The sequence below is a fragment of the Streptomyces sp. NBC_01433 genome (assembly GCF_026340105.1).
GTDB lineage: Bacteria > Actinomycetota > Actinomycetes > Streptomycetales > Streptomycetaceae > Streptomyces.
In genome coordinates, this window is record NZ_JAPEPM010000001.1 from 1,373,458 (window position 1) to 1,388,158 (window position 14,701).

Below are 14,701 nucleotides of genomic sequence, written 5' to 3' on the forward strand. Positions count from 1 at the left end.
GATCACGACAGACACCCGAATCCGACCGCCCCGGAACCAGCAGGCCGAAGCCCGACGGGCCGCATAATGTCATTGCTGACATGATGCGGCCCGTTTCACAGACCCCCTTGCTCACCTCTTGATCGAGGCGACTTCGGGAGACTCAGTTTAGTCCGTCCTCCTCAGAGGACCGAAGCGGGACGGGGACATCGCGGTGCCTTCGTCCTCGTGCCATTCGCAATGGGTGGCATAGAGGTACCCCTTCCCTGAATTGATGGTGTACCACTGCCCACGAGTACCGGCCGGAATCTCCACCTTCGGCGCATCAATGCCTTCTCCCGTACGAATCTCAAGTTGCGAACACGTCGTGGGCATCTGAAGAAAGAAGACGTTCGAGAAAAGAACATCCACTCGAGCCGGAGAGGCGTCATCGCGGAGGCTGCGAAGCAGCAGCGAGTTGAAGCTCACCGAGAAATGCCACATGCGGAACGGCCTCTCCCAGGCCGCGACCAAGGTCACTACGAACCTCCTAGGTACTTGGAACCCTTGAGGACTTCCGATGTGATATTACTACCCCCCAGGTAAAACCTGAGTCGACTGCTGTCAAGGTTCCCCACCCGGAAAGCTCGCTCCAGGAACGCCATCTCCCGTTGCGTCGTAAACCAGTTGTCGCCGTGCCCCTGCTGCACTGCGTAGTCGAATACCTCCGCCGGATTTCCCGACCTTTTGTTCTCCAACGTGAATCCGTCAAGACGTACGTGGATGGTGGCCTCAGGGTGGTAATTCATCGCATCTGCGGCGCTCGAGATGGAACCATCACGCGTCTCCCTCATGAAATGGGTGTAGCCTTTTTCAATCGCCCATTCCTCCAGCTTATTGTCCGACGTTCCGAGGGCAACATCGGTGAGCTTCTTTCCACAGTTGTGGACCAGGACCGGAGTAGCCTCCGCCACCACATAGTACGTATGAGCATCACGGACAGTGAGGTTGTGGACCGTCTCGTCCGGAGCAGTCCAGCGTTCGACCTCGGTGATCTGGACGTACGTGCCGGCACTGGTGCGGAGCCATTCGCCGGACTTGAGGTCGGCGGCATCGACCCATTCGCCCAGCTCCTGGACCCAGAACGGGTGACCGTCCGTCGCCGTGACCGAGGCGGTGTCGTCGCCCTTGTCGCCGTCGGTGTCGATCGTGACGCCGACCAGGTGCTTGACGCCCTTGCCCTCGATCTCGGCCGTGACCGTCTCGGCGCTCGTCTCGCCCGTCTCCGGGTTCGTCGCGAGAACTTCGTCGCCGTTCTTGACCTTCTCGATCGGCTTGGTCGACCCGTCCGCCATCACCACCTGGGTGCCGGGGACGAAGCTGTTGCCTACCGCGCAGCTGCCGCCGCTCTTTTTGCCGCCGCCTTCCTTCCCGCTGCTGCGAGCCGCGGCGCTCTTTGGCTTCTCATTGCTCTTGGCGGCGGCTCTCTTGGTCTTCTGGACCGCGTTGCCTGTTTTCTCGGCCGCCTTCTTGACCTGTCTGGTGGCCGCTTCCTGTGCTCGTTTCTTCGCCTGCGCGGCCTTCTTCGCCGCCGCCTTGACCGCCGCGGCTGCCTTCTTCGCGGCCTCGCGGGCTGCCTTGGCCATCGCGATGATCTTTCGGGCCTTCTCCTGGGCCTTGCGCCAGGCGCTGATCGCGTTGAAGGTCATCTCGACCGCGCGCCAGATCTTCTTGCCCTTGCTGAAGACCGCGGTCCACGGGATGGCGTCGATGATCAGCGAGCCGCAGGCCCACATGTCGCCGCGCGAGAAGCAGCTCACGACGTCGTTCCAGCCGACGAACTCCTTGAACACGGCCCAGCCGATGTTCAGGATGATGTCGGACAGCGACGTGTTCAGCTGCTTCTTGGCCCACGCCTCCTCAGCACTGTCGACGCCACCACCACCGCCGTAACCGGACACGCCGCCGCCGTCCGATGCCAGACCGGACGGGTCGGCGAACGTCACCGGGTTGTTCTCGCAGTAGACGTACCCGTTCATCTGGACCGGATCGGCCAGGTCAAGGACCGGGTCGGCGGAGAGGAAACGGCCCGTCTCCGGTTCGTACTCGCGCGCGCCCAGATGGATCAGACCGCTGGCCTTGTCGTCGTTTCCTCCGATGTAGCCCTTGTGCGAGGACCAGTTGGCGGATTCGTTTCGCTTGGCGCCGAACGGGTCGGTCTTGTCGAACTTGACCGCGTTGCCCGCCGCCAGCTGGACGTTGATGTAGGCCGTGCCGTTCTGGTCGGTGACCTGCATCGACACCTGCTCGGCGCCGCCGCCCTGCTTGAACCGCATGACGACCGGTGCGCCCGGCTGCTGGTAGTAGCGCTCGGTGTAGGCCGGCGTCCCGTCGCTGTTGACCGAGACCGTGGTGTCCCCGAGGAACAGGGTTCGTGTATTCGCGGTGAGCGCCATCAGCCGTTCGCCGGACGGGCCGTAGACGTACGTGGTCTCGTCCGCCGGGGCCCACGACTGGGACGCGCCGTTCGTGTCACAGGCGCCGAGCTGGAGGTCGGTGCCGACAGCGGGGTTGGCGCCCGGTACCACCAGGCACTTGCCCGAGGCCACGTGCTTGAGCTTGTGGCCGGTGGCGACGGCGGTCCACTCCTGGGCCGCCGCGCCCGTGCAGTCCGCGATCACGACGGGTGTGCCGTCAGCGCCGGCACCGCCCTTGGGTACGGCACAGCGGTCGAGGACCTTCAGCGCGCCCTTGGAGGAGTCGGTCGGCGTCGAGCCGTCGATCCGCAGTTGCTGCGCCCTGGTGCCGTTGCAGGAGAAGAGCTGGAGTGCCGTTCCGGCGACCGTGGACGAGGAGGACAGGTCGAGGCACTTGCCGGAGAGGCCGGTCCAGGCCCCCGCCCCGGTCTCGCCGAAGCCGGTGACCTTCTCCAGCTTTCCGTCCCAGGTCCACTTCAGGCCCTGTTCGTCACCGCCGTCGATCCGTGTCTCGGTATTGCCGGCCTTGTCGTACGTACGGGTCGACGCCTCGGTGACCTTCGCTCCGGCGTCCGTCACATACGTGGAGGACATCCCGGTCAGGGTGTGCGGCTGTGAACCGTCCGCCTTGCCGTACGAGTAGGTGGTGGTGGCGTCCTTCGCCGGGTCGACCGCCGTGCTGCCGTTGACGAGACCGAGGTAGTGGTCGACCTCCGTCTTCCGGTTGCCCATGGCGTCGTACGTGTAGGTCTTGCGGTAACCGTCGGCGGACTTGCCGATGGTGACCGTGCTCGGCGTGCCGTCCGTCTTCACGCCGCATGCGCTGTCGTGCGTGGTCCACGCCTGCGTCAGCTGACCCAGCGGGTCGTAGCTGAAGCACTGGCGGTCGGTGTACGCGTCGACCGTGTCCTCGATCTTGGTGACGTTTCCGGCCGGATCGTACGCGTAGGAACGTGCGTTGACACGGTTGCCGAGCACCGCCGAGGTGTCGCTCTTCGACTCCCGGTCGGTGATCGAGGACGTCAGTTCACCGGTTGACTCGTCATACAGATTCGTCGTCCAGACCCGGTTCGGATTTTCGCCCGTGACCGCCCGGAGCACTTCTCCGTAGACGCTGTAGCTGGTCTCCGCCGTGTACCAGTCGAGGCCGGACGTGGAAATCGGCAGGCCGTCATCGTTGTACCGGGTGACGATCTTCTCCGGCCCCAGCCCGCCCGCCGCCGGGAGGGAGGCCGACTTGAGCTGGCCGCTCTTGCCGTACTCGTACGCGTACGAGTACGTCTCCTGGAGCCCGTAAGCGGCGGCGACCGTCGCCGGCAGGGTCAGCTTCGAACCTGTCGGCTGGTAGTCGGCGGTGTATCCGGTGACCGTGGAGATGTACGGCTTCTGGTCTGTGTAGCGGGTGGAGGAGGAGGGAAGGCCGATGCCGCCGATGACCTTGTCGTAGTCGGCCTCGGAAAGAAGTTCGCCCTCGGAGGAGTCGCGCCGCTGCGCGACGGGACGGCCGAGCGCGTCGTAACCGGTCCAGACCTTCACGTCGCGGGAGTCGGTCGTGAGCTCGGGCCTGCCCAGCACGTCGTACTCGGTGCGGGTGGTCCCGGTGTCCGGGTCCGTGGCCGTGACCTGCCGACCGAGCGCGTCGTAGGTCCAGGACCAGACGTTCTTCGAGGAGTCCTCGGCCTTGATCCGGTCACCGCGCGCGTCGAACGAGTACGACGTCGAGCGGAAGGATGTGCGCGCCGCGTCGGTGAAGGAGTCGACCCGGACGGTGCGGCCCAGAGCGTCGCTCCAGCTGCGCTGTGCGGCACCGCCGGTGGGCGGGATGACGGTGGACCAGTCGTAACCGTAGTCGTAGCGGGTGGCCTTGGCCGGATTGGTGGTGCCCGCCTCGTAGGGCGTCTCGGCGAGGATGCGGCCCTGGCCGTCGTACTTGTACAGGGTGGCGTTCGGGATCTTGAAGTCCGAGTCGACCTCGAACATGACGGACTGCGGCCCGCCCTCGGCGTAATAGCCGTTGTTGGTGCGTTCGATGGTGCCGTTGGCACTGTAGATCGTGTCGGTGATGAGCCGGCCGTCCCCGACCGCGGGTTCCTGCCGCTGGCGTTCGCGGCCGAGACCGTCGTAGAAGACCATCGACTCGTCGTAGCCGGTGCCGTCGTCCTTCAGCGTCGAGCTGACGACGGAGACCGGCTCGCCCGGCGCCGTGTTGTAGGTGAACTTCACCGAGGCGGGTTCGTCGGCGCCCTGCGAGGTGCCCCAGCCGTCGGTGGTGCGTCCCAGCGCGTCGTACGCGTAGAGCGTCGACCGGCCGTTGGGGTCGACCTCCTTGAGCGTGGTGCCGCGTCCCGGCTCGACGTACGTGGTGGTGATGTGCTTTTTGGCGTTCTCCTGGACCACCGAGTAGACCTGGCCGGTGGTCGGAACGTACGTCGTGTGCTCGGTTTCGTTCTTGGCGTTGGTGGTGGACTCGGCACGCCCGTAGGAGTCGTAGCCGATCTTCGCGGTCTGCTGCCAGCCCGCCCCGTCGCCGGTCAGGGACCAGGTCGTGGTCGCGAGACCGGATGACGGCGCGGCGCCGAAGGCAGTGCTGTCGTAGGCGATGCGGGAGCCGGACATGCGGGCGGCGGGCTTGGCCGAGGCGGCCTGGGCACAGGTGCCGGCCGTGGTGAGGGTCTCCTTCTCCAGGCCGATCAGGTGCGCGGTGGTGTTGTGGACGTAGCTGAGGACCGAGCACGACTCGTCGCCGGTCTTGCCGGTGTCACCCAGGGACTCGACGGTGACGGGCAGGCCGTAGGTGTCGTCGTACGTCGTGTTGGTCCGCAGCGAACGCCACTGGCGGGTCTCGTCCTTGTCGAACGTCCCCGAGGAGCGCGTCTTGGTGAGGGTGTGATCGTCCAGCACCCGGTACGCCTTGAGCGCGGGGATGCCGCCGGTGCGGGTACGGCTCGCCAGCTCCACGGCCACCGGATAGTCGACGGACCTGGAGATCAGGGTGCCGTTGTACCCGGTGTAGCTGAGCTCCTCGGCGACCCTGCCCTGAAAGGCGGGATCGTCCTCGGCGATCTTCGCGCCGTCGCTGTCCAGGACGGTGACCTGGCGCTTCTTGTTCTCCGGGAGCGGGTCCCCGTTCATGCCCCGGAAGAAACGCACCTCGGACATGGAACGTGCGGAGCCCTGGAACGGGTCTGCGGAGTCGGCACCGCTGACGGTACGGACACGGCTGAAGCCGCGCCACTGGTCGTACGTACGGGTCTTCTTCTTGGAGAATTCCGCCTGATTCAGCGCCCAGGCACCCTTGGTGTCGGCGTTGTCACCGTAGACGTACGAGGTGTTGACGTGTGCGACGCCCTTGACCGCGGGCAGTTCCTGGACCGTGTCGACGACGTACTTGTTGAACCACTCGATGGACTCGTCGACCTTGTCCGGGTCGGGGTGCCAGTAGGCCGGGAAACACAGTTCCGTGTTGCTCTCGGGAGCGGGGAACCCCGTTCCGGTCCTGCAGGGTCCGGTGGGAGCGCGGTAGTCGACCAGCGTCTCACCGCCGTACTCACTGACGATCCGCTCGATGCGCAGCCGGTCGAAGATGGGGTTGGGGTCCTTCGGGCCCCGGCGCACGCGGTTGGGCATGGGCTGGGTGTTGGGGACGAAGGTGACAGGACGCAGAGCTATGCTCTCGCCGTCCGTGTCGTAGCCGCTGCGGGTGATGGAGTCCAGCCACAGTGCCGTGCCCTCGTCGGTCCGCTCGGCGGGCAGCGACTGGCCGAGGGTCCAGCTGTCCACCTTGGAAAGAGCGGTGGAGCCCTGGGTGCGCTGCGTGTACGTGGTGACCTGAGCCAGTCGTACGCGTGACCAGAAGGTGGGCACCGGCACGTAGCAGTCCTTGCCGGACCGGCAGAGAAGGTCGGCGGGAGTGTCGTACCAGATGCGGTTCTTGGCGAAGTCACCCGAGGTGAAGTTGGCCTCGGAGCAGGCGATGCTGTCTTCCATGAAGCAGCGCTCGTCCACCGTGAAGTCGACACGGGCCAGCGGTGCCGCGCTGAAGAGCGTGTTCGTACGCTGCCCGTACTCGATGCGCTTGAGGTAGCCGCCCCGGTCGTAGGAGACCGGCTTCTTGAACTTCATGTTCTGCGCGTAGAGGTTCTCCTCCTTGTCCCACCACAGGGACATGGCACTGCCGCTGGTGTCGACGACATAGTCGAGGTTCCAGCGCCAGCCACGAGTGCAGAACGACTTGCTGAAGTCGGCGTCGTAGCAGTCCTCACCGGGCTGATTGCCGGATACCGGAACCGTGAGGACGGAGTCGGTCACCGGATCGTCGGCCGCGTCGCCGTTGCCGCTCCAGCCGGGAAGCTTGTGCCTGCCGAAGGAGTAGACGGTGCCGTCGCGGGTGGTGACCTCCCAGTACTCGCCGAGATCGTCACCGTTGTCGAGGGAGGTGTCCCGCTTCAGGCGGACCCGTGAACCGTCGCCGTTGGCGGTGACCCACGCGTCGCCCTTCTCGTTGTCGTCCTTGACGAGTTCGGTCGTTGTCCCGCCGAGGGTGAGCGTGGCGTTGTCGGAGCCCCAGCACATGTCGCTGGTCTTGCGCTTGGTGTTGTTGCCGTTCTCGGTGTCGTCACGGCAGGTGCGATAAGTCCGTGTGATGGAGCCCGGGTTGTACTCCCAGCCGTCCCCGATCCAGGACGCCTGGTTGTTGGTGGAGGACGTACGGCCGTCGACACCCTGGGAGTTGTACCCGAATCCCAGGCTCGGGGCGGGCCCGCCGGGGACCGAGGGCGGCTGGAGCTCGTAGGTGTACGTGAAGGCCCCGGAACTGCTGCCCGCGGCCCAGGAACCGGCGCTCGCGAGCGGGGTGGCGGAGAAGTCGCCCTTGGCCCCGCTGCCACCGGAGGTGGCCATGAAGACGGAGGAACCGGAACCGCTCGCCGCGGTACGGGCCCGCGCGGGCGCGAGCGGGGCCGAGTGGGTGAGCGGGGCGCGGTACAGCGCATCGGTGATCGTCCCTGCGCCGACGGCGGAGGCACCGGTGGCCGGAGCGGCCGGATCACTGAACTCGGCCACGTCGAGGATGGCCTCGACGCGCCGTTCGCCGTCCAGGATGCCGTCACCACCGACATCGCTGTCCTTCGGCACGACGACGTTGGTGGTGTCCACCTCGACCGGCTCGGAGCACGACTCGGCTTCGGGTGTGGTCAGGAAGCACTCGGGAAGTTTGACGAGCTGGAGCCGGTCGGCCCAGTTGGCGCCGTACAGCTCGGCGAATTCCGTGTAGTCCAGGGCGACGGTGGCGTCGCCGGTCGCCGTGGCCGGCGGCTTGACGGTGAAGACGAGTCCCTGGATGTCGGCCGCGTCGACCTCAGCCCGGTCGGCGAGAGCGACCTGCCAGTCGCCCTCCAACGCGGCCGCCTCCGCGGCGTCGGCGGTCGCAGGGGCGCCGATCTCGATCGGCAGCGAACTGATCTGCTGGGTCTCACCGGGTGTGAGCCCGTCCACGGTGCCGGTGGCCGGTGTCGTGATGCCCGTGCCGGCCGGCGAGGCCATCTTCTTCGGCTCGTAGTCCTCGCCGGGCAGGGCATCACCGGTCGTCATCTCGGCCAGGTCACCGCCGTCCCGCCCGCCCGCGAGCTTGGGCTTGGGCAGATCGACGAGTTCCACGCCGGAACGGGAGCCGGGCAGCGGCATGGCGTACGCACTCGGCAGCATGCCCACCGTCACGGCGGTGGCGACAACCGTGATGACACCGATCCGCGCCCGGCGTCGGCGACGACGTTGCTCCTCCGTACCGGGCAGGCTTCCCCGGCCGCTCCACGAAAGCGATCCCCACATGACGGCCGCGGCCCCCCACAGTCGATCCCGACCACCAGACGGACCGCGCGAAACACGCTGCTCCGAAGGCTATTTGATGGGGCGAATGTTGATCCATAAATTCACAACTCGTCAAATGTTCTGCACAACTGGTGATCTCACTCACACGACATTTACCGTTGAGGGCCCTTTACCTTCCCTATATGCACCATCGCGGAAATTGGCGCTGATCAAGAACAAGATCATCTGAGATGCTGACAAAACATCAAACCAAGGCATCAAGCAACCCCCAGCCCGGTTCAATCAGTCCACTTACATCGCATTTGGGCATGGTGGGGTGAGTGCGCAGGGGTTCCGCGTGAGCCTGAGCAGCAGCTCAGCGGGGTCGACCCGACTCGGATGGTGACTGACCAACCGCCATCACAAGATGGACACACCTATGGATGCGATGTGATCCATCCGGCATGCTTCTGTCTCGCTCCTCCCTGCCCGGGCATCACTTCAGCCGTCCGAGCCACATTCCGTGACAGGGCAGGGGTCTCACTGAAAACGTGACGGCGTGCGCATGTTCCGGAACGCCCCGGCGAAACGGCTGTGCCGAACCCGGGATGGAATCCCCGGTGCGGCAACTGTCGTTTGGGGGAGGGAATCCAGCACCGTGGAACGTCGTCGTCCTACCCGGGCCACCGCCCGGCGCACCACGGCAGGAGTGGCGGCTGTCGTCGCGGCCGGTCTCGGATTCGCCTTGCTCGGGCCGGACCGGAACACCCCGGCTCCTCCCGCGGCCGCTCCGGCTTCCCGCGCCGCCGCTCCGCTCGACGAGAGCGCGGCGCAGCGCCAGGCCGTCCGCACGGGAAAGCGCGTCGAGGTGACCGCGCTGCGCGACGCAACCTCGACGACGACCGCGCTCCCCAACGGCAGTTTCGAGCTGACCGCGCACGCGGCGCCGATACGCGCCAAGGTAGGCGGCACCTGGAAGCCCATCGACACCACCCTGGTGCGGACGAAGAGAGGCTGGGCTCCCCGGGCGACAGCGGACCCGGTGGTGTTCTCGGCCGGCAGCGGCAGGAGCGGCGGAACGCGGGACGGCGCCACCGGGACGAAGAATGCGTCCGGCACCACCGCCAACAGCGCTGTGAGCCGCGCCTCGTACACCGTGTCTCGCGATGCCGCTCCGGGCGCGCCGACCACGGTGTCCGACGACGCCTCGTACCAGGATCTCGTCACCCTGCGGTCCGCCGGTCACGAGATCACGATGGGCTGGCCCGGACAGCTCCCCGCCCCCGAGGTCAGGGGGGCCACCGTGCTGTACCGGAGCGTGCTGGACGGCGTGGACATGATGCTGACCGCACAGGACAGCGGCTTCACGCATGTCCTGGTGGTCCACAGTCCGGCCGCGGCGGCCGGACTGCGGAAGGCGGGGCTCTCGTACCGTCTGACCTCACCCGACCTGACCTTCCACCTCGATCCGGTCACCCGTGCCGTGACCGCGCAGGACTCCGGGGGAGCGGAGATCGCTGTCGCCCCCACCCCCTACCTGTGGGACTCCGCGGGCCGCCCCGCCGTGACCGAGGGGCCCGACCCGCAGGCCCCGGAGCCGACCGAGGGCCCGGCCCCCGAATACTCCGAGGAGCCGGGCGAGGACATCTCCGACGGCCCGGCGGACCCGGACGCACCGGACACCGATGACACCGCCGCACCCGGCACCGGTGACGACGGCACCGGTGCCGGTCCGTCCTCGGTCCCGACGGCCATCCCTGGGAGCGACGAAACTCGGGGCACCGCCCAGCAGTCCGCGTACGCACCCGGCACCACCGTTGGCGTCGGCATCACACGCGCGGCGGTCACCACCGACAGCTCCGCAGACCTGTTTACGCTGCCCGGCCTTGCCGGACCCCAGATCGGTGCGCGGACAGCCCTGGGCGAGGCGGCGCTCGCCGGGGACGGCACCACCGGGGCGACGCTGGGCATCACACCCGACCCGGAGCTGCTGACGCACGAGGACACGGTCTGGCCCGTCTTCATCGACCCGTCCATCTCCGGTCACACCAAGAACTGGACGACCGCGTACAAGAAGTACCCCAGCTCCAGCTTCTACGACGGCGCCAACTACAACACGGGCACCACCGAGGCCCGTGTCGGCTACGAGTCCTCGACCGGCGGCCTGTCCCGGTCCTTCTTCCGGATCGGCTGGTCCTCCAGCATCAAGGGCGCCACGGTCACCAGTGCCAGCATCAGGCTGTACGAGACGTACGCCTGGTCATGCTCCGAACGGGAGATGCAGCTCTGGCACACGGACGGCATCTCGTCCAAGACCACCTGGAACAACCAGCCGGCCTGGAAGAAGAGGATCGGAACCGATTCGTTCGCGCACGGGTGGAATTCCACCTGCCCCGACTCCTACGTGAAGTTCGACGGGAAATCGATCGCACAGGATGCGGCGGACGGGGGCTGGACCAACTTCACCATCGGGCTCCAGGCGAGCACGGAGGACTCCTCCTACTCCTGGAAGAAGTTCAAGGCGGAGAACGCGGGAGCGCCAAGCATCAGCATCACGTACAACCGGAAGCCCGCCGAGCCCACCAAGCTCGACATCAGCCCGGGCACAGGCTGCGACACGACCAGCCCGTACGCCTCGGTGGGTCTGAGCGACGTCACGTTCTCCGCGAGGTCCAGCGACCCCGACGGTGACCTGAAGTACCTCGATTTCGAGGTGTGGCAGTCCGGCGCCTCGACCAAGATTTACGACGACAAGCGTGCGGTCGACTCAGCGGGCGCGGCGAGCATCACCATCGACGGGGCGGACGGCACGGCGAGCGAGTTCGTCAACGGCAAGACGTACTACTGGCGGGTCCGGGCGCTCGACTCCTCCGGAGCCGCTTCCACCTACGCTCCCCCGACGACGGCCAACTGTGGTTTCGTCTACGACTCCTCGGCGCCGAACTCACCCGAGATCACCTCCACGGACTACCCCGAGGACGACGGCAACGGCACCAACTGGAGCAAGGTCAAGTTTCCTACTACCGGCAAGTTCACCTTCGGTTCCGCCGGTTCGAAGGACACCGTCAAGTACCTGTACTCCGTCAACTCGACCAGCTATAAGCAGTCGGTGACGGTCGCTGCGGGCGCGTCGGCCACGGTGTCGATCCCGCCGCTCGCCGCCGGGCCGAACATGCTGTACGCCAAGGCATCCGACGCCTCCGGCAACACCTCGGCCTCACCGACGAAGTACCTGTTCTACGTCACCCCGAAGGACGGTGCGGACAAGCCGGGCGATGTGACCGGCGACGGGGTGGCGGACCTCTACCTCCTGGACGCCACCGGCGATCTGCGGCTCTATCCCGCCACCCTGGGCGGCGACATCCATGTCTCCCTCCAGGCAGCCCACATGGACGGCGTCAGCCTGGAGGCCGACTCGGACGAGGACGGCGTCTCCGACCACGGCGACTACTGGCTGGACAAGCAGGGCCGTCCGTCCTTGATCACACACCATGGCGACTTCCTTCCCGGCGACGGCATCCAGGACCTGGTGGCACGGACCGGTGACGGCAAGCTCTACATCTACCGGGGCGACGGCTACGGCAGTGTGGACGTCGAACAGCGCACCGAGGTAAGGCTTCCGGAGAACGCACCCGCCCCGTCGACGTTCAGCCAGATCCTTGCCGTCGACGACATCAGCGGCGACAAACGGCCGGAGCTGTTCGCGACATCCGGTGACGCGCTATGGGCCTTCAGCGGCTATACCGGCGCCACCTTCACCACCGCCACCCGGCTGTCCGGATCGGAGTGGGCGGACCGCGATCTGGTCAACGTCGGCGACTTCAACAAGGACGGAGCGGCGGACCTGGTCTACCGGACGTTCGTGACCAACCGCCTGCTGCTGCGGCTCGGCAAGGCGGACGCGGGGGGTGGAACGAGCCTGACCTCTCTCGGCAGCGCGGCAAACTCCCTGACCGGCGTCGACGCCGAGTTCGGTACGGGATGGGGCAAGGCGGCCATCCCCCTGATGACCGGCACCCCGGATGTCACCGGCGACGGCATCCCCGATATCTGGGCGCTCATGGCCGACGGCACGCTGCGCATCTACAAAGCGACTCCTACCTGGGGCGGCAGCGCCACCACGGTCATCAGCGGCGGCTGGGAGCAGAAGTTGGCGCTCGGCTGATCCGTCCACGCACCGACCGCGGCAGGCATATTCGAGGAACGACACGATGAAGCAGAACGACCGGCGCGACGGCTCCCACGCGGGCGTACGGATCACGGCGCGCGGGGCACTGGCCGGCGGCCTGTCAGCAGCGCTTCTGCTGACAGCGACGGCGTGCACCGTCGCGAGCGGCGGCGGGGCGGGAACCGGGCACGGGCTGCAGCGCGGTGCGGCGTCCAGCCCTGCCGCCGCTCCGGGCGAGCTGAACGCGAAGGCTCTGAAACGCGACAGCGTGCCGGGGCTCACCGTCACCACCCCGGGGCGGTCCAGGGCGCCCGGGACCAAGGACGTCGGCGCCGGGCCGCCCTGTCGGCCGCTCGCCCGCATCGCGGCGGGCGCGGCGGTCGGAAGTCCCGACGACACCGTGGTACGACGCGTGTCAGGCGGTGGACTCGTGACGACGGTGACGCTCGCCTCGTACAAGGAAGAGCGGGCGGTGGCCGCGATGACCGACCTGAGCGCGTCCGCCGATGCCTGTGCGGAGGGCTTCACCCTGACGGTGCGGGGAGCGGAGCAGAACGTCACCCGGGCCGTGCGGGAGCTCGCGCCCGTCGGAACCGATCAGGCGATGGGGTTCGGGCTGACGCTCCGCACAGCCGGAAAGAAGACCACGCGGAAGGTGATCGTCTTCCGGAAGGGGTCCACGATCGGCGTCCTCACCACCGTCTCCGACGGCGCCACCCCGCCGGAGGGTATTGCCGTCCCCCCGGCAGTGGTCGAGGCCCAACTCGCCGCCCTGGCGTGAGACGTCAGGACCTGGGCCGGGGCTTGGACGGGTCTCTTCGCTCACGGTCGGGCAACGTCCGGCCCAGCGTCCCCCTCCGCATCGCGGCCGACTCCACCACCGCCTGTCTCAGTCGCAGCGCCCGCCCCCTCCGGTCAACTTCACGCCCGCACTGCCATGAAGGGGCGACAACGGGCCCGGAGCCGTGCGCTTCAGGGGCGGTTTCCGAGCCGGAGCCCTAAGGGCTGTGGCCACCCCGCTCGGCCTCCGCGAGCCGTAGGCGCAGCGCGGCCTTCTCCGGCTCGGTGCCCGGCAGTTCGAGCGCTTCCCGGTACGCGGCGGCGGCCTCGCCGAAGCGCTCCAGGCGGCGCAGCAGGTCGCCCCGCGCGGCCGGATACGGCGGGTACGCGCGCAGCCTCGGCTCCCCGGCGAGCGCGTCGAGCAGCGCGAGCCCCGCCTCCGGGCCGTCCCGCATCGCCACCGCCACGGCCCGGTTCAGAGCGATCACCGGGGACGGGGTGAGGGCGAGCAGCACGTCGTACAGGGCCACGATCTGCGGCCAGTCCGTGCTCGCGACGTCCGCCGCCTCGTCGTGCAGGGCGGCGACGGCGGCCTGCACCCCGTACGGCCCGGCCGGTCCACCGGTCAGCGCGTCGACCACCAGGACGCGCCCCTCCTCGATCATGGCCCGGTCCCAGCGCCCCCGGTCCTGCTCGTCGAGAAGCACCGGCTCGCCGTCCGGCCCGCTGCGGGCATCGCGCCGGGCGTGGACGAGCAGCATCAGGGCGAGGAGCCCGGCGGTCTCGCGTTCGGCGGGCAGCAGTCGGCGCAGGATCCGGGCCAGCCGGATCGCCTCCTCGGCCAGGTCCGGCCGTTGGAGACTGGGCCCGGAGCTGGCGGCGTACCCCTCGGTGAAGATCGAGTAGAGGGCCTGGAGCACCCCGGGCAGCCGCTCCGGCAGCTCGGCGGCGCCGGGCAGCCGGAACGGGATGCGGGCCTCGCGGATCTTCTTCTTCGCCCGTACGATCCGCTGGGCCATGGTGGCGGTCGGCACCAGGAAGGCCCGTGCCACCTCCGGTGTGGTGAGTCCGGCCAGGCAGCGCAGGATCAGGGCGGTCCGGTGCTCGGCGGCGAGTGCCGGGTGGGCGCAGGTGAAGAACAACTGCAACCGTTCGTCGGGCAACTCACCGCTGGCGCCACCGGCGGGCACGGCGTACGCCCGGTCCGTCGCCGCCCGTTCCGCGTCGGCGCGGAGGACGGCGAGCCTGGCCGCGTACGACTGGTCCCGCCGCAGCCGGTCCACCGCCTTGCGCCGGGCCGTCGTCAGCAGCCAGGCCCCGGGGCGGGCCGGGACCCCGTCGGCCGGCCAGTGCAGCAGCGCGGCCTCGATGGCCTCCGACGTCACCTCCTCGGCCAGGTCGAGGTCCCCGAACCGGCGGACGAGGGAGGCCAGCAGCAGCCCGCGCTCCTCCCGGAACACCGCCTCGACGGACGCCCGCGCTCCCGCCGCCCCGGCTCCCCCGCCCGTCACCG

At 68.0% G+C, this 14,701-nt stretch carries 5 protein-coding genes; 2 read left to right on the forward strand and 3 right to left on the reverse strand.

Features of this window, described 5'->3' with window-relative positions:
• Window positions 1–147: 147 nt before the first annotated feature.
• Both OG413_RS05920 and OG413_RS05925 read right to left on the reverse strand, forming a co-directional pair.
• A complete protein-coding gene (locus tag OG413_RS05920; RefSeq protein ID WP_266803356.1) occupies window positions 148–498 on the reverse strand; it encodes a hypothetical protein in 351 nt (116 codons plus the stop codon).
• Window positions 498–8,261, reverse strand: coding sequence for a polymorphic toxin-type HINT domain-containing protein (locus OG413_RS05925; protein WP_266803357.1), 7,764 nt, complete (start codon window positions 8,259–8,261; stop codon window positions 498–500). Before OG413_RS05925 ends, OG413_RS05920 begins: the two co-directional genes overlap by 1 nt.
• A 637-nt stretch (window positions 8,262–8,898) precedes the next feature.
• On the opposite strand from OG413_RS05925, the gene OG413_RS05930 reads away from it, so the two are divergent.
• Window positions 8,899–12,405 (forward strand): DNRLRE domain-containing protein, encoded by a 3,507-nt coding sequence (locus tag OG413_RS05930; protein WP_266803358.1) that lies wholly within the window; start codon window positions 8,899–8,901, stop codon window positions 12,403–12,405.
• A gap of 46 nt (window positions 12,406–12,451) precedes the next feature.
• Window positions 12,452–13,189 (forward strand): hypothetical protein, encoded by a 738-nt coding sequence (locus tag OG413_RS05935; protein WP_266803359.1) that lies wholly within the window; start codon window positions 12,452–12,454, stop codon window positions 13,187–13,189.
• Window positions 13,190–13,406: 217 nt separating this feature from the next.
• Here the strand turns inward: OG413_RS05935 and OG413_RS05940 are convergent, their stop codons facing one another.
• On the reverse strand, window positions 13,407–14,699 hold the full coding sequence (locus OG413_RS05940) for an RNA polymerase sigma factor (protein ID WP_266803360.1): 1,293 nt from the start codon (window positions 14,697–14,699) through the stop codon (window positions 13,407–13,409).
• Window positions 14,700–14,701: the final 2 nt, after the last annotated feature.

What these genes read in the sequence shown, in the direction of transcription:
- OG413_RS05925 (WP_266803357.1), bottom strand. Translation starts at nt 8,261, where the DNA reads ATGTGGGGATCGCTTTCGTGGAGCGGCCGGGGAAGCCTGCCCGGTACG.
- OG413_RS05935 (WP_266803359.1), top strand. Translation starts at nt 12,452, where the DNA reads ATGAAGCAGAACGACCGGCGCGACGGCTCCCACGCGGGCGTACGGATC.